The 26,004-nt window shown below is 72.6% G+C and carries 23 protein-coding genes; 15 read left to right on the forward strand and 8 right to left on the reverse strand.

Annotation, left to right across the window (positions count from 1 at the left end):
• The first annotated feature begins 122 nt into the window (after positions 1-122).
• Positions 123-857, forward strand: coding sequence for a transglycosylase family protein (locus ACIBG6_RS35545; protein WP_399226860.1), 735 nt, complete (start codon positions 123-125; stop codon positions 855-857).
• Between the two features lie 11 nt (positions 858-868).
• Here ACIBG6_RS35545 and ACIBG6_RS35550 read toward each other — a convergent pair whose 3' ends face one another.
• The 3 genes from ACIBG6_RS35550 to ACIBG6_RS35560 are packed head-to-tail and all read right to left on the reverse strand — an operon-like array spanning position 869 to position 4,643.
• Positions 869-1,525, reverse strand: a complete 657-nt coding sequence (locus tag ACIBG6_RS35550) for an ATP-binding cassette domain-containing protein (protein ID WP_399226861.1) — start codon at positions 1,523-1,525, stop codon at positions 869-871.
• On the reverse strand, positions 1,522-4,257 hold the full coding sequence (locus ACIBG6_RS35555; RefSeq protein ID WP_399226862.1) for an ATP-binding cassette domain-containing protein: 2,736 nt from the start codon (positions 4,255-4,257) through the stop codon (positions 1,522-1,524). Before ACIBG6_RS35555 ends, ACIBG6_RS35550 begins: the two co-directional genes overlap by 4 nt.
• A complete protein-coding gene (locus tag ACIBG6_RS35560; RefSeq protein WP_399226863.1) occupies positions 4,245-4,643 on the reverse strand; it encodes a hypothetical protein in 399 nt (132 codons plus the stop codon). The genes ACIBG6_RS35555 and ACIBG6_RS35560 overlap by 13 nt, the downstream gene beginning before the upstream one ends.
• 103 nt (positions 4,644-4,746) lie before the next feature.
• Between ACIBG6_RS35560 and ACIBG6_RS35565 the strand changes: the two genes are divergently transcribed.
• The 4 genes from ACIBG6_RS35565 (at position 4,747) to ACIBG6_RS35580 (ending at position 9,056) form a co-directional block, all read left to right on the forward strand.
• Complete coding sequence (locus ACIBG6_RS35565) at positions 4,747-5,274, forward strand: hypothetical protein (protein WP_399226864.1); 528 nt, start codon at positions 4,747-4,749, stop codon at positions 5,272-5,274.
• Positions 5,252-6,544: an ABC transporter substrate-binding protein gene (locus tag ACIBG6_RS35570; RefSeq protein WP_399226865.1), complete on the forward strand. Its 1,293-nt coding sequence runs from the start codon at positions 5,252-5,254 to the stop codon at positions 6,542-6,544. Before ACIBG6_RS35565 ends, ACIBG6_RS35570 begins: the two co-directional genes overlap by 23 nt.
• A 132-nt stretch (positions 6,545-6,676) precedes the next feature.
• Positions 6,677-7,972, forward strand: a complete 1,296-nt coding sequence (locus ACIBG6_RS35575; protein ID WP_399226866.1) for a glycosyltransferase family 4 protein — start codon at positions 6,677-6,679, stop codon at positions 7,970-7,972.
• A 73-nt stretch (positions 7,973-8,045) separates the two neighbouring features.
• Positions 8,046-9,056 (forward strand): helix-turn-helix transcriptional regulator, encoded by a 1,011-nt coding sequence (locus ACIBG6_RS35580; protein ID WP_399226867.1) that lies wholly within the window; start codon positions 8,046-8,048, stop codon positions 9,054-9,056.
• Here ACIBG6_RS35580 and ctaD read toward each other — a convergent pair.
• The gene (gene ctaD, locus ACIBG6_RS35585) at positions 8,971-10,707 is read right to left on the reverse strand and encodes a cytochrome c oxidase subunit I (RefSeq protein ID WP_399226868.1); all 1,737 of its coding nucleotides are present in this window, start codon (positions 10,705-10,707) and stop codon (positions 8,971-8,973) included. The two genes, ACIBG6_RS35580 and ctaD, sit on opposite strands and share 86 nt — an antisense overlap.
• Positions 10,708-11,083: 376 nt before the next feature.
• On the opposite strand from ctaD, the gene ACIBG6_RS35590 reads away from it, so the two are divergent.
• Positions 11,084-11,299, forward strand: coding sequence for an I78 family peptidase inhibitor (locus tag ACIBG6_RS35590; RefSeq protein ID WP_317594017.1), 216 nt, complete (start codon positions 11,084-11,086; stop codon positions 11,297-11,299).
• A gap of 74 nt (positions 11,300-11,373) precedes the next feature.
• Here the strand turns inward: ACIBG6_RS35590 and ACIBG6_RS35595 are convergent, their stop codons facing one another.
• Complete coding sequence (locus tag ACIBG6_RS35595) at positions 11,374-12,255, reverse strand: phosphatase PAP2 family protein (protein ID WP_399226869.1); 882 nt, start codon at positions 12,253-12,255, stop codon at positions 11,374-11,376.
• Positions 12,256-12,661: 406 nt separating this feature from the next.
• Here ACIBG6_RS35595 and ACIBG6_RS35600 point away from each other — a divergent pair, with 406 nt between their 5' ends.
• Positions 12,662-14,386, forward strand: a complete 1,725-nt coding sequence (locus ACIBG6_RS35600) for an MFS transporter (protein ID WP_399226870.1) — start codon at positions 12,662-12,664, stop codon at positions 14,384-14,386.
• Between the two features lie 40 nt (positions 14,387-14,426).
• Here the strand turns inward: ACIBG6_RS35600 and ACIBG6_RS35605 are convergent, their stop codons facing one another.
• Positions 14,427-14,861, reverse strand: coding sequence for a cell division protein SepF (locus tag ACIBG6_RS35605; protein WP_317594014.1), 435 nt, complete (start codon positions 14,859-14,861; stop codon positions 14,427-14,429).
• 311 nt (positions 14,862-15,172) lie between these two features.
• Here ACIBG6_RS35605 and ACIBG6_RS35610 point away from each other — a divergent pair, with 311 nt between their 5' ends.
• Entirely contained in the window at positions 15,173-16,480 is a 1,308-nt protein-coding gene (locus tag ACIBG6_RS35610; RefSeq protein ID WP_399226872.1) for a DUF5685 family protein, read from the forward strand.
• 58 nt (positions 16,481-16,538) lie between these two features.
• Here the strand turns inward: ACIBG6_RS35610 and ACIBG6_RS35615 are convergent, their stop codons facing one another.
• Together ACIBG6_RS35615 and ACIBG6_RS35620 are read right to left on the reverse strand one after the other, a co-directional pair.
• Positions 16,539-17,579: an ABC transporter substrate-binding protein gene (locus ACIBG6_RS35615; protein WP_399226873.1), complete on the reverse strand. Its 1,041-nt coding sequence runs from the start codon at positions 17,577-17,579 to the stop codon at positions 16,539-16,541.
• Positions 17,576-18,055, reverse strand: a complete 480-nt coding sequence (locus tag ACIBG6_RS35620) for a GNAT family N-acetyltransferase (RefSeq protein ID WP_399226874.1) — start codon at positions 18,053-18,055, stop codon at positions 17,576-17,578. Before ACIBG6_RS35620 ends, ACIBG6_RS35615 begins: the two co-directional genes overlap by 4 nt.
• Before the next feature lie 404 nt (positions 18,056-18,459).
• On the opposite strand from ACIBG6_RS35620, the gene ACIBG6_RS35625 reads away from it, so the two are divergent.
• The 7 genes from ACIBG6_RS35625 to ACIBG6_RS35655 all read left to right on the forward strand — a co-directional run bounded on the left by ACIBG6_RS35625 (position 18,460) and on the right by ACIBG6_RS35655 (position 25,902).
• Positions 18,460-19,308 carry an amino acid ABC transporter permease gene (locus ACIBG6_RS35625; RefSeq protein ID WP_399226875.1) on the forward strand — a complete coding sequence of 283 codons (849 nt, stop codon included), beginning with the start codon at positions 18,460-18,462 and terminating at the stop codon, positions 19,306-19,308.
• Positions 19,305-21,164 (forward strand): FAD/NAD(P)-binding protein, encoded by a 1,860-nt coding sequence (locus tag ACIBG6_RS35630; RefSeq protein WP_399226877.1) that lies wholly within the window; start codon positions 19,305-19,307, stop codon positions 21,162-21,164. The genes ACIBG6_RS35625 and ACIBG6_RS35630 overlap by 4 nt, the downstream gene beginning before the upstream one ends.
• Before the next feature lie 45 nt (positions 21,165-21,209).
• Positions 21,210-22,112 (forward strand): amino acid ABC transporter permease, encoded by a 903-nt coding sequence (locus ACIBG6_RS35635; RefSeq protein ID WP_399226878.1) that lies wholly within the window; start codon positions 21,210-21,212, stop codon positions 22,110-22,112.
• Positions 22,109-22,909 (forward strand): amino acid ABC transporter ATP-binding protein, encoded by an 801-nt coding sequence (locus ACIBG6_RS35640; protein ID WP_399226879.1) that lies wholly within the window; start codon positions 22,109-22,111, stop codon positions 22,907-22,909. Before ACIBG6_RS35635 ends, ACIBG6_RS35640 begins: the two co-directional genes overlap by 4 nt.
• 65 nt (positions 22,910-22,974) lie before the next feature.
• The gene (locus ACIBG6_RS35645) at positions 22,975-23,949 is read left to right on the forward strand and encodes an ABC transporter substrate-binding protein (protein WP_399226880.1); all 975 of its coding nucleotides are present in this window, start codon (positions 22,975-22,977) and stop codon (positions 23,947-23,949) included.
• A 50-nt stretch (positions 23,950-23,999) separates the two neighbouring features.
• On the forward strand, positions 24,000-24,788 hold the full coding sequence (locus tag ACIBG6_RS35650) for a DUF1684 domain-containing protein (protein ID WP_399226881.1): 789 nt from the start codon (positions 24,000-24,002) through the stop codon (positions 24,786-24,788).
• 259 nt (positions 24,789-25,047) lie between these two features.
• Positions 25,048-25,902: a S1 family peptidase gene (locus tag ACIBG6_RS35655; protein ID WP_399226882.1), complete on the forward strand. Its 855-nt coding sequence runs from the start codon at positions 25,048-25,050 to the stop codon at positions 25,900-25,902.
• Positions 25,903-26,004: the final 102 nt, after the last annotated feature.

Here is a 26,004-nt window from a genome sequence, read left to right on the forward strand (position 1 = left end):
GGAAGCGAGGCAACTTGCCGTCGGCTCGTGCGGCGGGGCCGGTGACTCCGACCGGGTGGGGTGTGAACAGTGTTCCGCGCGGCACGGGCCGGGGGTGCCGGGCGGCTGCCTAGCCTGCCCCGATGTCGAAGATCCGATTCTGGACGGCCGGTCCCGCGGTGGCCGCGGCGGCGGCGCTGATCACCCTGACGCCGGTCGCCGCGCACGCCCGGGACGCGTCCGAGGAGCCGTGGGAGACCGCCGTCACGCCGACGGCGGCGGCGGTGGCGGGCGCGGTGCCGGGAGCGGCGCCTGGAGCGGTGGCGGGGACCGGGCCGGGGACCGTCGCGGAGTCGGTGGCGGAGACCGTGGCAGGAGTGGTGGCCGAGGCGGTCTCCGGGGCGGTCTCCTCCTCCGCCGACGCCGTGCGCGCGGCGGCCGCGGTGCCCGGCTACGCCTGCGCCGCCGACCAGTGGCCGTGGGGATGCGTCGCCGAGTGCGAGAGCAGCGGCCGCTGGCACGTCAACACCGGCAACGGCTTCTACGGCGGGCTGCAGTTCTGGCAGCCGACCTGGGTCGAGCACGGCGGAACGAAGTACGCGCCGCGCGCCGACCTGGCCACCCGCCCGCAGCAGATCACGATCGCGGAGGAGGTCCTGCGCACGCAGGGCTGGGGGGCCTGGCCCGTCTGCTCCAAGCGGTACGGACTGAGCGGCCGCGTCCACACCGTCCAGCCGGGGGACTCGCTCGGCTCGATCGCCCGGCGCTTCGCCGTCAAGGGCGGCTGGCAGGCGCTCTACGCGGCGAACCGGAGCCTCATCGGGCCCGACCCGAACCGGATCGTCGTCGGCACGATGCTGCGGATCGCGCCGCTCTAGCCGCTCCGACGTCAGTCCGCCGTGCCGTCGGCGAACTCGGGCGGCTCCCCGGCAGCCGCGCGGGAGCCGCGCCGCAGCTCGTGGACGAGCGAGCCGCGCGGCAGCCCCTCCGGTACGCGCTGCTCGGCGAGGAGCACGGCCGCCCCGCGCTCCACGGCGAGCGCCGCGAGCAGCCCGTACGTACGGGCCGCGACCGGCGGGGCCATGCCGAGCGACGGCTCGTCGACCAGCACCACGCGCGCGGGCCTCAGCAGGGCACGGGACAGGGCCAGCATCCGGCGCTCCCCACCGGAAAGGGTCCCCGCGGTCCGGGACAGCAGGGGTACGAGCTCGGGGTACGGGGCGGGGGCGTCCGGCGTCGTGAGCGCGAGGTTCTCGGCGACGGTGAGCCCTTCGTACACCGCCCGCAGATCCGGTACGAAGCACAGCCCGCGGCGCGCCCGCGCGTGCGGCGGCAGCCCGGTCACGTCGGCGCCGCGCCACAGGACCCGGCCGGAGGAGAGCCGTACCGTGCCGGCGAGGGCCCGCAGGGCCGTCGTGCGGCCCGCGCCGTTCCGCCCCAGGAGCACGGTGACGGTGCCGGCGGGCACGGGCAGGTCGAGGCCGTGCAGGGCCTCCAGCGGGCCGTAGCGGACCCGGGCCGCACGCAGCTCGATCTCGACGCTCATGACAGGATCCGGCCGCCTTCCATGGTGTGCACGGTGTGGGCGATTCCGGCGACGAGGTCCGGATCGTGCTCCACGACGAGGACGGTCAGGCCGTCGGCGGCGAGCGCGGCGAGGATCCGGGCGAGCGCGGCGGTCTCGTCGGCGTCGAGGCCGGCGGCGGGTTCGTCGAGGAGGAGCGTGTGCGGCTGCCCCGCGAGCGCGCGGGCCAGCTCGACGCGGCGCAGCGTCCCGGTGGGCAGGTCGGCGGCGGCGCGGTGCCGTACGGGGCCGGCGAGGTCGAACAGGCGGAGGCTCCGCTCGACGGCGGCGGGATCGGCGCGGACCCTGCCCTGTTCGGCGCCGAGTCGGACGTTCTCCTCGACCGAGAGCGACGGGAACACGGCGAGCCGCTGGAAGGTCCGGGCGATCCCGAGACGGGTCCTGGCGTGTGCGGAGCGGGAGGTGATGTCGGCGCCGTCGAGCGTGATCAGGCCCTGGTGGTGCCGGGGGCGGAGGGTTCCGGCGAGACAGTCGAAGAGGGTGCTCTTGCCGGCGCCGTTGGGGCCGACGAGGGCGGTGATGCGGGCGGGGGTGAGGGTGAGGGTGACGTGGGAGAGGGCGGTGATCCCTCCGGGGTAGGTGAGGGTGAGGTCGTCAGCGCGGAGTTCCGGGGCGGGTGCGGGGGCCGGTGCGGGCCGGTGGGGGTGCGTCCGGCCTCCGGCCGGACTGGGGGTCCCACCCGCACCACCCGTGCTGGTTGTCGACAGAGGTGCGGGTTTCCCCGTGGGGGGTGCGGCGCCGTCGGCGGGTGGCGGGCCGTGGGCGTGGGCCCGGTCTTCGGCCGGCCCGGGGTTCTCACCCGCCGTGCGGGTCGTCGACAGAGGTGCCGGTTTTCCCGTGAGGGATGCGGCGCCGTCGGCGGCTGCGGCGTCCCCACCCGTCAGGGGTGCGGGTCTCTCCCTGGAGGGTTTCGCGCCGTCGGCGGCCTTCGCCGGGCTGGGGAGCAGCAGGGTCGTCAGTGGGGGGAGGCGGCCCGATTGCGTGGCCAGGAGGCCGATCACGGCTGCCGCCGCGCCCGCTTGGGGGCCCGCGTCCAGGGTGACCAGGAGCGCGGCCGCCGCCAGGGGCGTGAGCAGGCTGTCGGCGCCCAGGACCAGGACGGCCGCGAACCAGAGCAGGCCGCGTACCGGGTCGTACGCCTCCGGGTCGAAGGCGCGCAGGCCCATGCCCAGGAGCCCGCCGCCGAGGGCCGCCAGGGCCGCGCCCAGGACGAAGGCGAGGAGCTTGAGGGCAGGGACGGGGACGCCCGCCGCCTCCGCGCCCGGCTCGTGGTCCCGCAGGGCGGCCAGCGCGCGGCCCGTGTGGCCCCGGCGCAGCGCCGCCACCAGGGCCAGACAGCCGGCCAGCAGGACCAGTTCCAGGGCGTAGAAGGCGCGGTCGTCCGTGAAGCCTGTCGGGCGGCCCAGGGACAGGCCCGCCGTCGCGTACGGCTGGGTGAGCACGAAGCGGCTCACCGTCACGCCGGTCGCCAGGGTGGCCAGGGCGAGGGCCAGGCCGTGGCGGCGGATCGCCGGCCAGGCCGTCACCAGGCCCACCACCGCCACCATCGGCACCGCGAGACCCAGGGCCAGGAGGGTGGGGACGCCCGCCGTCGCCAGCAGCGCCGTCAGGAGCGCGCCCAGGCCCGCGTACGCCGCCTGACCCAGGGCGATCTGGCCGCCCCGGCCCGCCACCACGACCAGGGACAGGAGGATCACGGCGAGCGCCGGGACCTGCACCGCCGTGTGCAGGTCGGAGCCCGCGAAGCCGAGGGGGAGGAGGAGCAGGACGCCGATGACCAGCCAGAGGGGGGTGGGGACGCGGGGGGTGCGGGGCGGTGGGGGCAGGGCGTCCCGGCCCTTGCCGCCGACGCCCGGCAGGACCAGCGCCGCCACCAGGAGCGCCACCACGAACAGGTTCGCCCCGAGCGCCTGCACCAGCGGTCCCGCCCACCCCTCCGGGTGCAGCCGAGTCATCTGCGCCTGGGCCACGCCGATCGCGACCGCCGCCGCGACCGCGACCGGCAGCGAGCGCATCCGGGCGATCACCGCGACCGCGATCACCTCGACGACGAGCAGCGGCATCCCGTACGGGTCGAGCCGTACGTACGGAGCGAGCAGCACCCCCGTCATCCCGGCGGTGAACGAGCCGAACGCCCACCCCGCCGCCGCCACCCGGTCGGCGTCCACCCCCGACAGGACGGCGAGCGGGCGGTTGTCGACCACCGCCCGCAGCTCCCGGCCGAACCGCGTCCACCGGGTCACCGCCGTCACCAGGCAGGCGAGCGCCACCACCGCCCCCAGCTGCGCCCACGGGTCGTCGCCGAGCAGTACCGGCGCGTCGTCCCGCGCCCCGCCGCCCCACAGCAGTGCCGCGCCGCCCACGAGCAGGACGAAGACGCCGATGGAGGCCACCAGGGTCTGTGCCGGGTTCGAGCCGAGGAGGGCGAGGGGACGGAACACACCGCGGTCGAGGATCAGCCCGAGGCCGGGGGCGACGATCAGGAGGGTGACCAGGGCGCCCAGGGGCAGCGGCCAGCCCCACACCACCACCAGCTGCCGCAGGACGTACGCGCAGATCATGGCGACGGCGCCGTGTGCCAGGTTCAGCACCCCCGTCGCCCGGTAGGTGACGATCAGGCCGATCCCGGTGAGCGCGGCGGCGCTGCCGACGGCGATGCCGGCGAGCGTCAGCTCGTACGTCAACGAGGCCATGGTTCACAGACCGGGCAGGGGTCCAGGGGCGCGTCGCCCACGAGCGTCGCCTCCGCCTTGCCCGCCACCAGCGGGCAGTCCGGGCGGTGGGCCAGGGTGCCGCCCGGGACCCTGAGGCACGGGCCGTCCGAGGAGGGCGGGGGAGTCTCCTCCGGCTCGGGCGGGGCCGGCTCCGGAGCGCTCACCGGCAGCAGGAGCGTCGCCGCGATCAGCACGGCGCCCGCCACGATCAGCGCCGCCCCCGGCACCGTGCACGAGGCCAGATAGGGCAGCTGCCGCTCGGCGAAGCGCTCGCCGGAGATCCCGTACCAACCGAGCACGCACAGCACCGCGCCCCCGGCGGCCGCCGCGACACCGCCCCACAACAAGATCCGGGATCTCGGCACCGGGCCTCCCTCGTCTCTCCCTTTCCTTGCACTATGCCCCGGTTCGCCCCACCCTGGAAGCATCAGGCCGTGCGGCCTGGAGAGACACCCGGTGGTGAGCCAGATGGTTCTCGAACGACTCGGCGGACGCCCCCGGCTCGCTGCCCTGGCGGCCGTCGCCGTCCTGGCCTTCGTGCCCGCCGTCGCGGGCTGCTCCGATGACGGGACCGCCGGCAACCAGGTCTACGAGACGCCGCCGCCCGGGACGACCGCCCAGCCGCCGGGAGCCGACGAGCCCGCCGACCCGGCCGCCGCCGAGGAGGAGATCACCCGGAACTGGACGGCGTTTTTCGACCCGAAGACCTCCGCGGCCGACAAGGTGAAGGTGCTGGAGAACGGCGCCGCGTTGCAGCCGGTCCTCGCCGCCTTCGTCGGCAACGAGAACGCCGCCACGACCTCGGCGAAGGTCACGGGCGTCGAGTTCACCTCGGCCACCGAGGCCAACGTCACCTACGACCTGCTCGTCGGCGGGTCCCCCGCCCTGCCCGACTCCCAGGGCACCTCGATCCTCCAGGACGGCACCTGGAAGGTCTCCGTGAAGACCCTCTGCGGCCTGGTCGAGCTGAGCGGTGTCACCGTTCCGGGCTGCTGAGGCGATCGCGGCGCTGCTCCTGGCCGTGTTGCTCACCCTCCTCGTGGGGTGCGGCAGCCGGCTCCCGGAGCGCGCCTTCGAGACGCGGCCCACCGCCACCCCCTCCGGCGGTGAGCCGCTCCGCGTCGGGATCATCACCAGCGCCACGAGCCCGGTCGGCGGGCAGTCCCTCACCGGCCCGCGCGACGGCGCCCGCGCCTACTTCGACGCGCTCAACGCCCGCGGCGGCCTCGACGGGCGCCGGATCGAGGTCGAGACCTGCGACGACGGCGGCAGCGGCGTCGGCAACAACGCGTGCGTGCACCGGCTGATCGACGAACGGAAGGTCTTCGCGCTCGTCGCCACCACCGCCCTGAACTACGCGGGCGCGCCGCTCGTCGCCAAGGCCGGCGTCCCCGACATCGGCGGCCAGCCCCTCACCCCCGCCTACGACACGTACCCGCACCTCTACGGGATCTACGGCAGCTCCGCCCCGCGCACCGGCGGGAAGCCCGGCTGGGACGGGACGCTGTACGGCGGGACCGAGGTCTACCGCTGGTTCGAGCGGGAGAAGGGGGCGCGGACCGCCGCCGTCGTCTCGTACAACCAGGCCGCGTCCGCCGCGTACGCCCGGCTGGTCTCCGACGGGCTGCGCGCCGAGGGCTACCGGGTCGTCGACGAGCAGGTCGACTTCGCCCTGCCCAACTTCCGCGCGGTCGCCGCCGATCTGCGGGACCAGGACGTCGATCTGCTCTTCGACGCGATGGACACCCACGGCAACGTGCGGCTCTGCGAGGCGATGGAGGCGCTCGGGGTCCGCGTCGACGCCAAGGTCACCAACGTCCAGAACTGGTCCTCGTCCGTCGCCCGCGACTACGCCCGCGCCCCCGACTGCCTGAGCGCCCTCTATGTGACCGGAGCCAGCCGCAACCACCAGGACACCGGCCATCCGGCCGTCCGCGAGTTCCGGGAAGCGATGGGGCAACGACCCTTGTCCCAGTGGCAGTTGGAGGGGTGGGCGGCGGCGATGTGGTTCACTGACGCGGCCCGCTCCTGCCTGGCGGGGGGCGGGCTCACCCGCGGGTGCGTCGAGGAGTTCCTGAACCGTCCGGAGCCGTACACCGCGCGCGGACTGCTGCTGCCCGTCCGCTTCGAGCACCTCGCGGCTCCGCCCGAGACCCGCCACACCTGTCTGTCCGTGGCCCGCTGGGAGGACGGCCGGGGCTGGGAGAGCCAGGGCGACATGACGGAGAACTGCGCGACCGTGCCCCAGCTCGGCTACCGTCCGTGACGCGGGGCCCGTGGACACCGGCCGTGAAACGGGGGTCCGCGGAACATCGCCCGTGAAACGGGGGTCCGTCCCGGCAGTACAGTCGGCGCGACCGACCGACAGACCGACTGACCGGGGGGAACGGGCCGCGCGATGCGTATCTCCTTTCTGCTTCACAACGGTTACCACTACGGCGGCACGATCCGGACGACGTTCACGCTCGCCGAGGAACTGGCCACGCGCCACGAGGTCGAGATCGTCTCGGTGTTCCGCCACCGCGACCGGCCGATCCTCGGCCTCCCCTCGGACGTGACGCTGCGTCATCTCGTCGACCTGCGCGAGGACAGCCCCGGCTACGACGGGGACCACCCGGACCTCCACCGGCCCGCCGAGGTCTTCCCGCGCGGCGACGGCCGCTGGAAGCAGTACAGCGCGCTCACCGACACCCGGATCGGGGAGTACCTGCGCGGGGTCGAGGCCGACGTCCTCGTCGGCACCCGCCCCGGACTCAACGTGCACCTGGCCCGGCAGGCCCGGCGCGGGCCGGTCCTCGTCGGCCAGGAGCACCTGGTCCTGGCCGGCCACAGCCGACGGCTCCGGCGGGACATCCGGCACGAGTACCGGCTCCTCGACGCCGTCACGACGGTCACCGAGGCCGACGCCCGCGCCTACCGGAGGCTGGGGCTGCCCGGCGTACGGATCGAGGCCGTGCCCAACAGCGTGCCCGCGCCCGCCCTGCCGCCCGCCGACCCCGCGGCGAAGACCATCGTGGCGGCCGGCCGGCTGACCCGGGTCAAGCGGTACGACGTGCTCGTCGACGCCTTCGCCGAGCTGGCCCCGGACCACCCGGAGTGGACGCTGCGGATCTACGGCACGGGCGACGCGGCCGAGGACCTCAAGGGCGCGCTGGCCCGGCAGATCGAGGAACGGGGCCTCGGCCGGCAGGTCTTCCTCATGGGCGCCGTCCATCCGATGGAACCGGAATGGGCCAAGGGCTCGATCGCCGCGGTGACCTCGCGGCGGGAGTCCTTCGGGATGACGATCGTGGAGGCGATGCGCTGCGGGCTGCCGGTGGTCTCGACCGACTGCCCGAACGGGCCGCGCGAGATCATCGAGGACGGGGTCGACGGGCGGCTCGTGCCGGTCGACGACGTGGCCGCCGTCGCGGGCGCGCTGCGCGGTCTCGTCGAGGACGACGAACTGCGCGCGAAGACCGCGCGGGCGGCGCTGGCCTCCTCGGAACGCTTCGACCCCGTCCGGATCGCGGCCCGGCACGAGGCGCTCTGGACGGAACTCGTCGACCGGGGCGCGAGCCGGCGCACCCACTCCGCCGGGCGCGTGAAGCGGCACCGCGAGATCGGCCGGGCCGTCGACGCGGTCTACGTCGTGAAGGCGAAGGCCGGCCGCCTGGTCCGCGGCCTGCTCAAGCGACTCCGGAGTCTCCGCTGACGGCTTTCGTCCGCCGGCCTTCGCCGCCGCATCGAGGACCGTAACTGTCCGCGAGGGCTGAGAGACTCGGGGCATGTTGGAGACCTCCGCACGGCTGCTGCGTCTGCTCTCGCTGCTCCAGGCCCACCGGGAGTGGTCCGGTGCCGATCTCGCCGACCGGCTCGGGGTGACCTCGCGTACGGTACGGCGCGACGTCGACCGGCTGCGCGAGCTCGGCTACCCCGTGCACGCCAGCCCCGGCACCGGCGGCGGCTACCAGCTCGGGGCCGGGGCCGAGCTGCCGCCGCTGCTCCTCGACGACGAGGAGGCCGTGGCGGTCGCTGTCGGCCTGCGCACCGCGGCGGGCCAGGGGGTCGAGGGCATCGGCGAGACCTCCGTACGCGCCCTCGCCAAGCTGGAGCAGGTCCTGCCGGCGCGGCTGCGGAGGCGGGTCGGCGCGCTCACCGACTTCACCGTGCCCATGCTCCGTACCCCTCGGGAACGGGTGGACCCGGCGGTGCTCACCGAGCTGGCCAACGCCTGCCGGGACAGCGAGCGGCTCCGCTTCGCCTACCGCGACCACGGCGGCACCGCCACCCGCAGGACCGTCGAACCGCACCGGCTGGTCTGCACGGAGCGGCGCTGGTACCTGGTCGCCTGGGACGTGGACCGCGACGACTGGCGGACGTTCCGGGCCGACCGCATCGAGCCCAAGCCGCCGCACGGCCCGCGGTTCCCGCCCCGCGAACCGCCTGCCGACGACCTTGCCGCGTACGTGTCGAAGGGGGTGTCCGGCGCGGCGTACGCGACGGAGGTCATCGTCCGGCTGTTCGTCCCGCTCGACGAGGCCGCCGCGATCGTCGGCCCGATGGACGGGGTCCTGGAGCCCGAGGGCGAGGGGAGTTGCCTGCTGCGGGCGGGCGCGCACAACCTCCACGTGGCGGTGGTGCACGTGATGCTCATGGGTCTCGACTTCGAGGTGATCGAGCCGCCGGAGCTGACGGAGCGGGTCCGCGAGCTCAGGGACCGGCTGTCCCGTGCTCTCGATCGGACGGACCGTCGGACGGACGGCCGGACGGCGGGGGAGACGCCGGGGGGCTCGTGAGCCGCATCCGCTCGTAGGCCGCGAACTCCGGGTGGTGCAGGTCGAAGGCCGGCGACTCGGAGCGGATCCGCGGCACGGCTTCGAAGTTGTGCCGGGGCGGCGGGCACGAGGTCGCCCACTCCAGCGAGCGCCCGAAGCCCCACGGGTCGTCCACGTCGACCTTCGCGGCGTACCGGTGGGTCCACCACACGTTGTAGAGGAACGGCAGCGTGGAGGCGCCCAGCAGGAAGGCGCCGATCGTCGACACCGTGTTGAGCGCCGTGAACCCGTCCGCGTCCAGGTAGTCGGCGTACCGCCGGGGCATGCCCTCCGCGCCGAGCCAGTGCTGCACCAGGAACGTCAGGTGGAAGCCGATGAACAGCGTCCAGAAGTGGACCTTCCCGAGCCGCTCGTCGAGCATCCGGCCGGTGAACTTGGGCCACCAGAAGTAGAAGCCGGCGAAGGTCGCGAAGACGACCGTGCCGAAGACCGTGTAGTGGAAGTGGGCCACGACGAAGTACGAGTCGGTCACCTGGAAGTCCATCGGCGGCGAGGCGAGGATCACCCCGGTCAGCCCGCCGAAGAGGAACGACACCAGGAAGCCCACCGACCACAGCATGGGCGTCTCGAAGGAGAGCGAGCCCCGCAGCATCGTCCCGGTCCAGTTGAAGAACTTCACCCCGGTCGGCACCGCGATCAGGAACGACAGGAGCGAGAAGAACGGCAGCAGCACCGCGCCCGTCACGAACATGTGGTGCGCCCAGACCACCACCGAGAGACCGGTGATCGCCATGGTGGCCGCGATCAGCGTCGTGTAGCCGAAGATCGGCTTGCGGGCGAAGACCGGGATGATCTCGCTGACGATCCCGAAGAACGGCAGCGCGATGATGTAGACCTCGGGATGGCCGAAGAACCAGAAGAGGTGCTGCCACAGCAGCGCCCCGCCGTTCTCGGGCTGGAAGACCACGGAGCCGAGGCGCCGGTCCGCCTCCAGGACGAGCAGCGCCGCCGCGAGGACGGGGAAGGCGACGATCACCAGAACCGCGGTGAAGAGGACGTTCCAGGTGAAGATCGGCATCCGGAACATGGTCATGCCAGGAGCCCGCATCGCGATGATCGTGACGAGGAAGTTCACCGAGGTCAGGATCGTGCCGAAGCCCGAGAGCGCGAGTCCCATGATCCAGAGGTCGACGCCGACGCCGGGCGACCGCTCCAGGCTGTTGAGCGGGGCGTAGCCGGTCCAGCCGAAGGCGGCGGGGCCGCTCGGGGTGAGCAGCGAGCCGATCACCATCAGGCCGCCGAAGAGGAACAGCCAGTACGAGAACATGTTCAGCCGCGGGAAGGCGACGTCGGGAGCGCCGATCTGCAGCGGCACCAGCTCGTTGGCGAAGCCGGCGAACGTGGGCGTGGCGAAGAGCAGCAGCATGATCGTGCCGTGCAGCGTGAAGGCCTGGTTGAACTCCATGTTCGACACGAGCTGGAGCCCCGGGCGGGCCAGCTCGGCCCGCATCAGCATCGCCATGAGCCCGGCCAGCAGGAAGAAGAGGAACGAGGTGACCAGGTACAGGTGGCCGATCTTCTTGTGGTCGGTCGTCGTGGCCCAGTCGATCAGGACGCGGCCGTGCCGCTGCCGGGCCGATTCGACGGTCGCTGTCGCTGTCTCGGTGCCCATCGCTGCCTCCCCCTGGGTCCTGCTCGCCGGGCGTCGGGACATGATGCGTGCGGCGGGCCGGCGGGGGAGGGAGGCGGACGGGGCGGCTGCTCCGGTCGGCGGACACGGACCCGGCGGAGTCCGCGTAAGCATTGTGTAAGGGAAGCGTGAGGGCGCCGCGTGCGAGGTCCGGGAAATTCGCCGTGCGGCGCGGGGGAACGGGGAATTCCCCGGGATTTGCCGGTGCCGCGATCCTCTTCGTGCGAAGTGTCGGAAGCCATTCGGAATTGCTGGAGAATCGGCCGGAAACTGTCCCATCGAGTGACGGCGGGCGTGTCAAACATATGTCGAGAACTTGTGACACAAGCGTGACCGCGAAGAGGCTAACGTGAGTCCCATGTCACCCACATCGCGCACTCCCGAACCGCCCCGCGACGCTCCCGAGTCCTATGTGGGACTCGACTCGGGCGGCGCCGAGCGGCTTGCCAGGACACGGGGCTGGAAGGTCGTCAGGTCCCTCCCGCCCGGCTCGATCATCACCATGGAATACCTCTCCGGGCGCATCAACTTCGAGGTGGAGGACGGCACCGTCACCCGCTGTTGGCTGGGGTGACAGGACGGCGGCGGACAGACGAAGGGCCCCGGCCGAGGACGGTCGGGGCCCTTCGCCGAGCGCGGGGGGCGGGGTCAGCCGCGGGTCGCCGGTGCGCGGCCGCGGGCCACTCCCACGGTCTCGCGGACGGGCTCCTCGGCCCCGGCGGGACGCTGCGGGAAGAAGCCCGGGCGTGGGCCACCGGAGGCCACGGGCAGGGAGGGCACCAGCCGGCGACGATCGCGCAGCCGATCGAGCAGCCGGTCGCGCAGCGCGAGGGTCCAGGACTCCGCCACCGCGAGGACCGGCTCGCACCAGGGCAGGGCGAGCAGGACCAGGAGCCCGGCGGCCCAGCCGAGAAGCACGTCGCTCAGCCAGTGCGTGCCCAGGTACACGGTCGTGAGACCGACGCCGAGCGCGACCACGGCGGAGAGCGCCGACAGATAGCGCCTGGCCCGCGGAGTGGTCGCCAGATAGGCGAGGATGCCCCAGGTCACGACCGCGTTCGCGGTGTGGCCGGAAGGGAATATATCGCCGCCCGCGAAGAGCTCGGCGGAGCCGACCTGCGTCGCGTAGTGGGGGCCGAGACGGCCGAGGCCGAGCTTGACCGCGCCGACCGAGACGTTCAGCAGCAGCAGCGCCGCGCCGAGACACAGCAGTGGCCGCAGGGTGTGCTGGCGCCAGGAGCGCCAGCCCAGCCATGCGGCCACCATGACGGCCGTGGGGCCGCGCTGACCGAGGACGACGTAGTAGTCGAGGAAGCCATGGATCTCCGGCCACTGCTGATAGGGCCGGAACAACATGATCTTCCAGTCGAGGGTGACCAGCCAGGTCGACAGCAGCACCGCGACGACAATGCCCAGATAGAACGCCGACGTCCCGCCGAAGAGCGCGAGACGCGTGCGGGTCATCTGCGGGACCTCTATCTTCGGCGGTTCCGGCTCCCGGTCCAGCCGGGCAAAGATGTCGGTACGCACCCAATCGACGTTACAGGGAGTGAGAAGCCGTCCCGGTCGATCCGGTGTCTTCGTGATGACCATGTGATGTGGAGTAGGTCTCAGTCGTCGGTCCATTCCCGACTTCCGTCGGTAAATCCGATGACCTTCAGCCCTATTGGCGGCATGGCTCTTTCCGGAAGAGTGTTTGAACGCAAGGGAATTGCTTCAAACAGATATACGTACGGAATTCCATGCGACGCGCGGCCCCCGCCGAGTGGCGTACGCCACACCACGAGGCCTGCCGGGGTGAGAGCTGCACCACGCGCTCGGGGCGTGAACTCGCGTACGCTGACGGCTCACTCGCCCGTCGATGTCGGGCCGCCCCAGGGGCATACGCCCTGGTCGGGGCCTGCCGAGCGCGAGAGCTTCACTGGGAGGTACGTACATGTCGCGGACGATCACGGCCCGAGCGCGAGAGCGTGCCGCCGACGGCGGAACCAATCGCTGGGTCGTCCTGGTCGTCCTCTGCGTCAGCCTTCTCCTGGTCGCCCTCGACGCGACCATCCTCCACGTCGCCGTCCCCTCGCTCACCGAGGACCTGCGCCCCAGCTCCACCGCGCTGCTCTGGATCGTCGACGCCTACCCACTGATCTGTGCCTCGCTGCTGATCCTCTTCGGCACCCTCGGCGACCGGGTCGGCAGAAGACGCGTCCTCCTCCTCGGCTACGCACTGTTCGGCGTCGCCTCGGCGGTCGCCGCCCTCGCCACCGAGCCGGGGGTCCTCATCGCGGCCCGCGCACTGCTCGGTGTCGGCGGCGCCATGATCATGCCCGCGACGCTCTCCATCCTCCGGGCGGTCTTCCCCGACCGCAGGGAACGCGCCACCGCCATCGGCGTCTGGACAGCGGTCGCCGCGATCGGTGCCGCCACCGGGCCGGTGCTCGGCGGCTTCCTCGTCGAGCACTACTGGTGGGGATCCGTCTTCCTCATCAACATCCCGCTCATGGCGCTGATCCTGCCACTGGGCCGCCGGCTCCTCCCCGAGTCCCGCGGAGACTCCGACGGCCCCTGGGACGTCCTCGGCGCCCTCATGGCCGCCGCCGGAGTCCTCGGCTGCGTCCTCGGGGTCAAGCGCGCCGGGGCCGGCGAGCCGCTGCTCGCCCTCCCGACCGCGGGACCGCTGCTCGTCGGCGCCGCGCTCCTCGTCCTCTTCATCCGCAGGCAGAAGCGGCGCCCGCACCCGCTGATCGACATGCGGCTCTTCTCCCGGGCGGCCTTCACCACCTCGGTCGGCTGCATCGTCCTCGCCATGCTGGCCCTCGTCGGCCTGGAGCTCATCGCCGTCCAGTACCTCCAGCTCGTCCTCGGACTGAGCCCCCTGGAGACCGGTCTCCGGCTCCTGCCGCTCACCTTCGCCGCCATGGCCGCCGGCGCCACAGGCTCGTACACCCTGCGCAGGATCGGCCCGCGCCGGATGGTCGGCTGGGGCTTCGTGCTCACCGCCGCCGCGGTGCTGCTGCTCACCTTCATGGGACAGGACGACCGGCCGCTGCTGCTCACGGTGGGCTTCGTGCTGCTCGGCTTCGGCCTGCAGACCACGCTGTTCTCGGCGTACGAGTCGATGCTCAGCGAGGCGCCGCAGAAGAGTGCGGGCGGCGCCGCCGCGATCGGCGAGACCTCGTACCAGCTCGGTGCCGGCATGGGCATCGCGCTGCTCGGCAGCGTGATGAACGCCGCGTACGCGCCCGGTCTCGCGTCCGTCCCGGGTGTGCCGACGGAGGCGAGCAGTGCCGCGTCGAACTCCCTCGGCGAGGCCTATCAGGTCGCCGACCAGCTCGGCGGCACGGCGGGCGCGGCCCTGTACCAGGCCGCCCGGCACGCCTTCGTGGACGGCCTGCACATCACGCTCTGCGTGAGCGCCGTGCTGCTGCTCGCCGGTGCGGTGATGGCCCGGCGGCTGCCCCGGGTCATGGAGTGTCCGGCGGAACCGGACGACTCGTACGCGTCGTACGAGTCGTGTGAAGCGATCAAGACGCATGAAGCGGTCAAGACGCGTGCAGCGATCGAGATGTGCGAGCCGCCGGTCGAGGCGCGTGAGCCTGCCGAGCCGCGGGTGCCCGCGACCCGGGAAGCGATCGAGCCCGCCGGCTCCGGACGCCCGACGCACTGACCCGACCTCGGGAGGTGCCCGGGCGGGCCGGCGGACCCGCTCAGCTCTGGTTGAAGAAACCGTCCTGCGGACGCCGACGGGTCTCGCCGCCGATGATCTGGGTGTCGGCGGGAGTGAGCAGGAAGACCCGCGTCGCCACGCGCTCGATCGAGCCGCGCAGACCGAAGGCGAGACCGGCGGCGAAGTCGACCACGCGCTTGGCGTCGTGCGGCTCCATCCCGGTCAGGTTCACGATCACCGGAACACCGTCCCGGAAGAGCTCTCCGATGCCCCGGGCGTCCCGGAAGCCGTCGGGGGAGACGGTGGCGATCCGGCGGCCCTGATCCTGGGCGGTGTCCGTGGCCACCCGGACACGGGGGTCCGTCACCCAGGCGTCGCCGTTCTCGGCACCGTCGGCGTACTCGTCGTCGTAGTAACGCTCGTCGTTGTCCTCGACGAGTCCCAGCCAGGCACTTGCCTTGCGCACCGATCCCATGGACGCCTCCTTTCAGCGCGGTCACTTGTGGTTCCGCAATCCCTATCGTCGTCCATGATGCGGATCGCGCGCCAAGTGGATACACGCCGCGCAGGGGATTCGTGACGGTACTGGTGCAGAACGTGAGCATCGAATTCTGGCGATACGTCAGGAAACTTGCGGTATGCGGGGTCTGACGGAGGGGCGCGCAACTTAAAATATGAAAGTCGGGCCAGAAGGGTGACGATGGGCGCGTACGGGTGAACGACCCGGCTCGCTACGATGCCGCGAAGCCGCTCGACGGCACTTCGTACGGCTCACGGGGGCACCTCATGTTCGGAATCGTCAGACCCTGCACGCACCGGCTCACCGACGCGCTCAAAGTCGAGTGGATGGCCCACCTCTGCGGCCTCTGCCTGGCACTTCGCGCGGACCACGGGCAGTTCGCCCGGGTCGTCACCAACTACGACGGGCTCATCGTCTCGGTTCTGACGGAGGCTCAGACCGGCACTGTGGCGGACGGGCGCCGTACCGCGGGACCCTGCCCGCTGCGCGGGATGCGGACCGCGCCCGTGGCCCAGGGGGAGGGCGCGCGCCTCGCCGCCGCCGTCTCGCTCGTCCTCGCCTCGGCGAAGGTACGGGACCACGTCGCCGACCGGGACGGCCTGTTGGCGCGCAAGCCGGTCGCCGCGGCGGCCCGCCGGGTCGCCCGCTCCTGGGACCGGGCCGGCGCCAGGACCGGCCGGGCCCTCGGCTTCGACACCGCCGTCCTCGTCGACGCGGTCGACCGGCAGACCGGCCTCGAGTCCCTCGCCGGCCTCGGGACCCCGCTGCTCGTCGTCACCGAGCCGACCGAGACCGCGACCGCGGCCGCCTTCGCGCACACCGCGGTCCTCGCGGGGCGCCCGGGGAACGCGGCGCCGCTCGCCGAGGCCGGCCGGCTCTTCGGCCGCCTCGCCCACCTCCTCGACGCCGTCGAGGACCAGACCGCGGACGCGGCGGCGGGCGCCTGGAACCCGCTCACCGCGACCGGCACCTCCCGGGAGGAGGCCCGCCGGCTCGCCGACGACGCCCTGCACGGGATCCGCCTCGCGCTGCGGGACGCCGAGTTCGCCGACGGCAAGCTCGTCCACGTCCTCCTCGCCCACGAGCTCCGGACGTCGGTGGACCGCGCCTTCGGCACGACGAGCTGCTCGCACGGGACGCCGGGGCAGGGGGCGGGGTCGGTGCACGGGCAAGGATCGGTGCACGGGCATGGCCCGGTGCCGGGGAACCCGTACGCGCCCCAGGGGCCCGGACCCGTCCCCGGCAACCCGTACGCCCCCGGGCCGGGCGGACCCGGCGGGCCCCACGCCCCCGGCCCCGGTGGCCCCGGGGGTCCCGGCGGGCCGTTCCCGCCCGGGCCGCCGAACCGGCGCGGCCTGATAGCCGGGTGCGCCCTCTGGGTCGGTCTGGCCTGCACCTGCCAGATGTGCTGCGGGACCTTCGAGGATCCCTGGAGCCGGCAGCGTCGCGAGGGGCTCTGCCAGCAGTGCGACCCAGGCAACTGCTGCGACTGCTGTGACTGCTGCAGCAACTGCTCCTCCTGCTGCGAGGGAGACGGCTGCTGCGGGGACTGCAGCTGCGGCTGCGACTGCTGACACCTCGTCGGGGGCCCGGCCTCCTCGCCGGGCGCCGCCCGCCCCGCCCGTGAAGCCGCTACTTCGTCGGCGCCGGGATCTCCGGCGGGGTGATCTGCGACCGCTCGATGCCCGACTCCGTCACCCCCCACTTCTTCAGGATCCGGTCGTACGTCCCGTCGGCCTTCAGGCCGTTCACCGCCGCCTGGAAGGCGGGGGCGAGCGGGGTGCCCTTCTTGAAGGCGAAGCCGACGTCGAGCCGTCGGTACTCGTTGAGGAACTTCACGTTCTTCTGCTGCGTCACCGCGTACCGCACGCCGTTGATCGTGCTCATCACGACATCGCTGCGGCCCTGCTGGAGCGCCATCCAGACCGCTCCCGTCTCGTTGAAGACGTTCACCTCGTACGGCTGCTTCCCGGACTCCGCGCACCGGCCCCTGTTCTGCTCCAGGGTCCGTTCGAAGGTGGTGCCGGCGCCCGTCGCGACCTTCAGCCCGCACAACTGTGTGAGGTCGGTGACCGCCTTCAGCGGGCTGTCGGACCGGGTGGCGAAGCCCTGGCCGTCGTTGACGTACGTGACGAAGTCGATGGTCTTGCGGCGCTCCTCGGTCACCCCGAAGTTCCCGGTGCCGACGTCGTACTTGCCGCTGCCGAGCGCCGGCAGGATCGCCTCGAAGCCGACGGCCTCGCGCTTCACCTCCAGGCCGAGGGCCTTCGCCACGGCGCCCGTGAAGTCGGCGTCCACCCCGACCACGGTCCTGCCGTCGGGCAGGTAGGCCGAGCTGGGCGGGGTGCCGACCGAGGCGGCGACCGTGAAGCTGCCCCGCTGCCGGACGTCGGCGGGGAGCAGCTTCGCCGCGGCCTCGTTCTTCTTCACCGCCGACACCACGTCCTCGCTCGGGAGCGCGCCCTTCGCGGCGCCCGGTGCTCCGGAGGCCCCGGCCGGAGCGGTCGCGGGCTCACCCCCGGCGCAGGCGGTGAGCGTGAGCGCGGCGGCGGTGATCAGCGCGAAGCCGAGGGCCGTGCGGGTCGTGCCGGAAGTCGTGCGGGTGGTGCCGGAAGTCGTGCGGGTGGTGCCGGAAGTCGTGCGGGTGGTGCCGGAACTCGTACGCGTACTCATGGTTTCGGGTTCTCCAGGAGCTTCTCGAACGGCAGGGGGCCGAGCGACTCAAGGTCGGCGGTCACGTCGAAGAGCGGCCGGTAGCCGGTCGCCAGGTAGAGGCCCCTGGCCTCCGGCTGGCGTGCCCCGGTCGTCAGATAGATGCGGGTGTAGCCGCGGGCGGCGGCCTCGCGTTCGAGCACGGTGAGGACGCGGCGGGCGAGCCCGCGCCTGCGGTGCGCCGAGTGGGTCCAGATCCTCTTCAGCTCGGCGGTGTGTTCGTCGTATTGGCGGTACGCGCCTCCGGCGACGGGCCGGCCTTGCTCCAGGAGGAGCAGGAAGGCGCCGTCGGGAGGGGCGAACTCCGCGGCAGGGTAGAGGCTCAGGTCGTGCGCGGAGCCGTACCGGGTCGTGTACTCGTACGCCAGCTCGTCGAGGAGCGGGCGCGCCAGGGGGTCGGTGGTCGTGGTCCGGTACACGGACAACGCGAAGGTCATGACGGTCCTTCAGGGCGAAGGAGAACAGCGGGGCAGGGCGAGGGGAGGGGAGAGCTCAGGCACTCACGAGGGGCCCGGGTGTGAAGGCGCCGCGGAAAACAGCACGCGGGCAGGGGCAGAGCGGAGGGTCAGCTCAACAGGAAGAGGACCACACGCGACCGAAGTCGATGTGGGAGCGCGTGACCAGCTGCTGCTGCGGATGCATGGCCCCAGTGGAACAGGCATCCGTTTCCGCGTCAACCACGATGAGACGCACGGCTCACCCTGTGGACACCCTTGACAGTGGGGCGTGTTGACCGCATAGCCTCGAAGGGCGGATCGGGCTGAGGGGCCCGGATCCGTGCTCTGCGTGTGAAGGCGCACCCCCGTGTTCGATCCGCCTCTGGCATCCACGGAGCCTCCGCATGTCCGCGACCCTCGTCAAGATCCCCTCCACGGCCCCGCCGGCCGAGCCGCCTCCCCGTGTCGTCCCCACCCGCCGCGCCGGCCAGTGGGTCGCCGCGACCGTCGTCCTCGTCCTCCTCGGCCTGGGACTGCTCTCGGTCGTCCGCAACAAGGCCTTCCAATGGGGCGTCGTCGCCGAGTACTTCACGGCCGCGTCCGTCCTGCGCGGCCTGGGCCTCACCCTGTGGCTGACCGCCCTCGTCATGGCCCTGGGCTTCGTCCTCGGCACCCTGCTCGCCGTCTTCCGCCTGTCCGCCAACCCGGTGCTGCGCGCGGTCAGTTGGGGGTACGTCTGGTTCTTCCGGTCCACTCCGATCCTGGTCCAGCTGCTGTTCTGGTTCAACATCGGCGCGCTCTATCCGACCGTCCTCGGCGTGCACACGGTCAACCTCCTCGGTCCCGTCGCCGTCGCCGTCATCGGCCTCACCCTGCACGAGGCCGCCTACGCCGCCGAGGTCGTGCGCGGCGGCATCCTCTCCGTCGACCGCGGCCAGATCGAGGCCGCCCAGTCCCTCGGCCTCGGCCGGTGGCGCCGGCTCACCCGGATCGTGCTGCCCCAGGCGATGCGCTCGATCGTCCCGCCGGCCGGGAACATGCTGATCGGCACCCTCAAGGGCACCTCGATCGTCTCCGTCATCGCCGTCCAGGACCTGCTCTACTCGACCCAGCTCATCTACCACCGCACGTACGAGGTCATCCCGCTGCTCCTCGTCGCCACCCTCTGGTACGTCGCCGTCACCTCGGTCCTCAGCCTCGGCCAGCACTACGTCGAGCGGTACTACGCCCGCGGCACGGGCAGCACCCGATGAGCCCCCGTCCGTCCCTCGCCATCGTGGGCGCCGGGCCGCGGGGGACCGGTTTCCTCGAACGGCTCGCCGCCAGCCTGCCCGAGCTGTACGGCGACGACCCCCTCGACCTCCACCTCGTCGACCCGCACCCGCCGGGCCCGGGCCGGATCTGGCGCACCGAACAGTCCCCGCTGCTCTGGATGAACTCCCAGGCCGAGGACGTCACCATGTTCACCGACGAGACCGTGCGGCTCGACGGGCCCGTCCGGCCGGGTCCCACCCTCGCCGACTGGGCCGCCCTCGACGGCCGCACCTTCCCCACCCGCCCCCAGCAGGGCGCCTACCTGCGCTGGGTGTACGAGCGGGCCCTCGCCGCCCTGCCCGCGTCCGTCACCGTCCACGAGCACCGCACCACCGCGCTGCGGATCGGCGGCCCCCGCGACGGACGCCAGCGGGTCTGGCTGGAGGCCGGCGCCGAGCCCCTCCTCGCCGACCTCGTCGTCCTCACCGTCGGCCATCTCGATGCCGAACCCGACCCGGAGCAGCGGGCGCTCGCCGACTTCGCCGCCCGCCACCGGCTCGTCCACCTCCCGCCCGACTTCACCGCGGACACCGACCTCTCCGCGCTGCCCGCCGGCGAGCCCGTCCTCGTACGCGGCTTCGGCCTCGCCTTCGTCGACCTGATGGTGCTCCTCACCGAGGGCCGCGGCGGACGGTACGAGGGCGAGGGCGACGACCTCGTCTACGTACCCTCCGGTCGGGAGCCCGTGCTGCACGTCGGATCGCGGCGAGGCGTCCCGTACCACTCGAAGATCGGGTACGTCCTCGACGGCGAACGGCCCCCGCTGCCCCGGTTCTTCGGGGCCGAGCAGACCGACGCCCTCCTCGAACGGGCCGGGGCGCTCGACTTCCGGCGCGACGTGTGGCCGCTCGTCGACAAGGAACTCGGCTGGGCCCATTACCACCGGCTCTTCTCCACCCACCCCGAGCGGACGTCCCTCGCCTGGAGCGACTTCGAGAAGGCCTACGCGGAGGCGCCGCCGCGCGGGGCGGAGGTCGCCGCGCTCGTCGCCGCGGCCGTCCCCGACCCCGCCGACCGCTTCGACCCCGACGCCCTCGACCACCCCCTCGACGGGGTCCGCTTCGGCTCAGCCGAGGAGCTCCAGCACGGCCTGCGCGACTACGTCACCGACGATCTGACCCGCCGCCACGACCCGGCCCACAGCCCCGACGCCGCCGTCTTCGCCGCGCTGCTCTCCGTCTACGCGCAGCTCCTCAGGCTCGGCGACCGGATCGACACCGGCGGCTGGTGGCACGGCTTCTTCAGCTACCTCGCCTCCGGCCCGCCCGGACCCCGGCTGCGGCAGCTCCTCGCGCTCTCCCGCGCCGGCGTGGTCCGCTTCCTCGGACCCCAGGTCACCGTCGAGACCGACGAGGAGCGCGGGGTCTTCCGGGCCGCGTCCACCGCCGTCCCGGGGGAGCGGACCGAGGCGCGCGCCCTCGTCGAGGCCCGGCTGCCCGACCCCACCCTGGAACTCACCGGCAGCCCGCTGCTGCGCGCCCTGTACGAGGACGGGGCGCGGGCCACCGCCAGCGGGCTCCTCGTCGTCGACCCCGCCGACGCCCGGATCCTGGAGCGCGACGGACGACCGCACCCGCGCCGCTTCGCGCTCGGCCCGCACACCACCGCCCGGGCCGGCGGCGCCTTCACCCGGCCCCGTACCGGCGGGATCGCCTTCGGGCAGAACGACGTCGCCGCGCGAGCAGCCCTGACCTTCCTGCGCGAGCGGAGCGACCGGAGCGGCCGCGGCGACCGGAGCGATGGCAGCGACCGCGGCGACCGGAGCTGTCGTCTTCCGGCCCCGCTGAGCGCCTGATCCGGGCTCCCCCTCTGCTTCCCGACCCGTTCCCGAGGAACCGCCATGTCTCTCACCAGCGATCCGCCCTCCACCGCCCCCCTCACGAAAGACCCGACCGTCACCCCCGTCCCCTCGGCGTCCGCCGACCTCGTGGTCGTCCCCGTGCGCCACCCCTGGCGCTGGGTGGCCGTCGCCGCCACCGCCGTCCTGCTCGTGCAGTTCGCCCACGGGCTGATCACCAACCCCGGCTGGGAGTGGGACGTCTTCGCCGCGTTCTTCACCACCGAGACGATCCTCCAGGCCGTCTGGGTCACCCTCCAGCTCACCTTCTACGGCACGGCCCTCGGCTTCGCGATCGGCATCGTGCTGGCCTTCATGCGGCTCTCGGCCAACCCGTTCCTGCGGTCGGTCGCCTTCGCCTACATCTGGGCCTTCCGCTCCATCCCGCTCATCGTCCAGCTGCTGTTCTGGTTCAACCTCGCCTATCTCTACAAGGAGTTGAGCATCGGCATCCCCTTCGGGCCGAGCTTCCTCTCCTTCGACACGATGGGCCTCGTCGGCGAGATGAGCGCCGCCGTCCTCGGGCTCGCCCTCCACCAGGCGGCCTACGCGGCGGAGATCGTCCGGGGCGGCGTACTCGCCGTGGACGAGGGCCAGTCAGAGGCGGCGGCCTCCCTCGGCATCCCGAAGCTCCGGCAGCTGCGGCGGATCGTGCTGCCGCAGGCGATGCGCTCGATCCTGCCCAACGCCGCCAACGAGATCATCTCGCTCTTCAAGGGCACCTCGATCGTCTCCGTCATGGCGATCGGCGAACTCTTCTACCAGGTGCAGGTCGTCTACGGCCGTAACGGACGGGTCGTCCCGCTCCTGATGGTCGCCACCGCCTGGTACGTCCTGCTCACCACCGCGCTCTCCGTCGTCCAGCACTACGTCGAACGCCACTACGCGAAGGGGAGCGCCCGATGAGCGCCACCGCCACCGCCCCGAAGACCACCGAGGCCACCACCGCCAAGGTCGAGATCCGCTCCGTCCACAAGAACTTCGGCCCGCTCCACGTCCTGCGCGGCATCGACCTCGACGTCCGGGCGGGTGAGGTCACCGTCGTCCTCGGCCCCTCGGGCTCCGGCAAGTCGACCCTCCTGCGGACCATCAACCACCTGGAGAAGGTCGACAGCGGCACGGTCAGCGTCGACGGCACCCTCGTCGGCTACCGCCGCTCCGGGAACAAGCTCTACGAGCTGCGGGAGCGCGACATCCTCAAGCAGCGCACCCGCATCGGCTTCGTCTTCCAGAACTTCCACCTCTTCCCGCACCTGACGGTCCTGGAGAACATCGTCGAGGCGCCCGTCTCCGCGCTGAAGCGCCCCCGCAAGGACGCCGAGGCCGCGGCCCGGAAGCTCCTCGACCGCGTCGGACTCGCCGACAAGGCGGGGGCGTACCCCAAGCAGCTCTCCGGCGGACAGCAGCAGCGGGTCGCCATCGCCCGCGCGCTCGCCCTGGAACCGGGGCTGCTCCTCTTCGACGAGCCGACCTCCGCGCTCGACCCCGAACTGGTCGGCGAGGTCCTCGACGTCATCAAGGACCTGGCCGCCTCCGGCACCACCATGATCGTCGTCACGCACGAGATCGGCTTCGCCCGCGAGGTCGCCGACACCGTGGTCTTCATGGACGAGGGCCGGATCGTCGAGCAGGGCCCGCCGGCCGAGGTGCTCGACAGCCCGCGCCACGAGCGCACCCGCGCCTTCCTCTCCAAGGTCCTCTGACCGTCCGTTCCCCGTCGCCCTTCCCGTCCGACCGCCCATCCCCGTTCCCGTACCAGGAGTCCGTCATGAAGTCCCGCCGCACCGTCCTCACCGCCCTCGCCTCGCTCACCGCCCTCGGGCTTCTCACCGCCTGCGGTTCGGGGGAGGCCGCGACCGGCGAGATCAAGCCCGAGGGGCAGAAGGGGAACGGCATCAACGTGGGCCCGGACCAGAAGCGCGTCCACACCGCCAAGGTCGACGCCATCGCCGCGCAGGTGCCCGAGGCCGTCCGCAAGAGAGGCACGCTCGTCGTCGGGGTCTCGGCCAACAGCAGTCCGCCGCTCGCCTTCCGCGCCACCGACGACAAGACGCTGATCGGCGCCGAGCTCGACCTCGCGACCCTGGTGGCCGACACCCTCGGCCTGAAGCCCGAGTTCGACCCGGTGTCCTGGGAGAACCTCTTCGTCGGCCTCGACAGCGGCAAGTATGACGCCGTCTTCTCCAACGTCACCGTGACCGAGGAGCGCAAGGACAAGTACGACTTCGCCACCTACCGCCTCGACGACCTGGCCTTCGAGGCGAAGAAGGGCTCCGGCTGGACGGTGAAGGGGCCCGAGGACGTGGCGGGGAAGAAGATCGCCGTCGGCTCCGGCACCAACCAGGAGAAGATCCTCGTCGAGTGGTCCGAGCAGAACGAGAAGGCGGGCCGCAAGGGCGTCGACATCACGTACTTCCAGAACACCAGCGACTACTACCTGGCCCTCCAGTCCGGACGGATCGACGGCTACCTCGGCCCCAATCCCGTCGTCGCCTACCACGTGGCCTCGGCCGGGGAGACCGAGGTCGCCGGGAAGTTCTCCGGCGCGGGCGCCGGGCTCCAGGGCAAGATCGCGGCCACCACGAAGAAGGACAGCGGCCTCGTCGCCGCCTACGCGGCCGCGATCGACCACATCGTCGGGAACGGCACCTACGCCCAGGTGCTCAAGCGGTGGGGACTGGACAGCGAGGCAGTGGAGAAGTCGGAGGTCAACCCGCTCGGCCTGCCCCGCACCAAGAACTGACCCACGCCGCGCCACGGGCTTCCCGAGCCCGTATGGAAAGGTGGAACACCATGAGTACGGATCCCCAGCAGCACTGGCAGCACTGGCACGAGCACCGTGAGGCGGCGGTCGCCTCCTCGTACGGCCCGCTCTCCCTCACGGGCACGCACTGGCTCGCGGATCACCCGGAGGGTCGAATTCCGGCCGTTCCCGGCGCGTGGCGGGAGGACGGCGACGAGGTGCTCCTGACGGCGGAGGCCGAGGACGCGATCACCGTCGACGGGAAGCCCTTCGCCGGCACCGTACGGCTCACCGCCGACCACGCCCCGATCCACGAGTCCCGGGTCGAGTCGGCGGGCCGGCGGCTCGTGGTCCTGCGGCGCGAAGGGCTCTGGGCCGTACGGGACTTCGACCCCGGCTCGGAGGCGCGCCGCGCCTTCGCGGGCATCGAGGCCACCCCGTACGACGAGCGCTGGGTGGTGCCCGGCGTCTTCCGTCCGTACGAGGAGACGCGCAGCGTGCGGGTCGAGAACGCCGACGGACGGGAGCGCGGCCTCGGGCTGGCCGGGGAGCTGGCCTTCGAGCTGCACGGTGGCGAGCACACCCTCCAGGTGGCCGTCGAGGACGACGGTTCGCTGTGGGCGGTCTTCGCGGACGCCACCAGCGGCCGGGACAGCTACCGCTTCCGGTTCCTGCGGCCGGAGGCCCCGGCGGCGGACGGCTCGGTGACGGTGGACTTCAACCGGGCGCTGCTGCCGCCGTGCGCCTTCGCCGACCACTTCATCTGCCCGTTCCCGCCGCCGGGCAACACGCTCGACACCGCGGTCCCGGCGGGGGAGCGGCGGCTGAACCCCTCCTGACCCTTCCGACCAGGGTCTTCCGCGCGGTGCGCGGACGCACGGGCGCCCCCGGCCGCGACGGCCGGGGGCGCCCGTGCGTCCGGCGGTCTTGTGCGTCCGCTCCACGGGGGGTCACTATCACTCACGGCGCATGTCAGGAACACGTCATCTGGCGATGGGGTCCCCCCTGCTCGAACGGAGTTGAGAGCTTGGGGGACTCACGGGCCCGCCACCCACGGGCCCCTCCGCTTTTCCCAGAAGGAGAACAGTGAGGAGCACAGTGAGGATCACCAGCACCCGACTGCTCGCGATCGCCGCGGGATTCGCCGCCGTGACGGCCCTCGGACTTCCGGGCGCCCAGGCCGCCCCCACCCCCGGTCCGGCGGGAGCGGCGCAGCTCGCCCGCGCCGACGCCGCCGTCGACGCCGCCGGGGTCGGCGGCACCGCCTGGTACGTGGACAGAGCGGCGGGCAGAGTCGTCGTCACCGCCGACTCCACCGTCACCGAAGCGGGGATCGCGAAGATCCGCGCGGCGGCCGGCGCCGACGCCGGAACCCTCCGCGTCCAGCGCACCTCCGGCGTCTTCACGCCCCTGCTCGGGGCCGGAGACGCCATCTACGGCAGCGGATACCGCTGCTCGCTCGGCTTCAACGTCCGCAGCGGCAGCACCTACTACTTCCTCACCGCCGGCCACTGCGGCAACTCAGTGAAGACCTGGTACACCAACTCGGCGCAGTCCACCCTGATCGGCGCCACCGTGGGCTCCAGCTTCCCCGGCAACGACTACGCGCTCGTCCGCTACGACAACGCCTCGCTCAGCCACACCGGCGGCTTCACCGCCGCCGACGCCTACGTGGGGGAGTCGGTCAAGCGCTCCGGCTCCACCACGGGCACCCGCAGCGGCACGGTCACCGGCCTCGACGCCACCGTCCACTACTCCGGCGGCGGCACCGTCCGCGGCATGATCCAGACCAACGTCTGCGCCGAGCCCGGCGATTCCGGCGGGGCGCTCTACGACGGCACCAAGGCGCTCGGCCTCACCTCCGGAGGCAGCGGCAACTGCTCCACCGGCGGCACGACCTTCTACCAGCCGGTGCCGGAGGCCCTCGCCAAGTACAAGGTCAGCCTGTACTGAGCCACTGCAACTCCCTTGAGGACAGGGCTTGTTGAAGGCCGTACGGCTGAAAGGCGCCCTTGCGGCCTGAAGTCGTACGGACCGACACTCCCCCACAGCGCA

The sequence above is a fragment of the Streptomyces sp. NPDC050842 genome, from assembly GCF_044456565.1.
GTDB lineage: Bacteria > Actinomycetota > Actinomycetes > Streptomycetales > Streptomycetaceae > Streptomyces.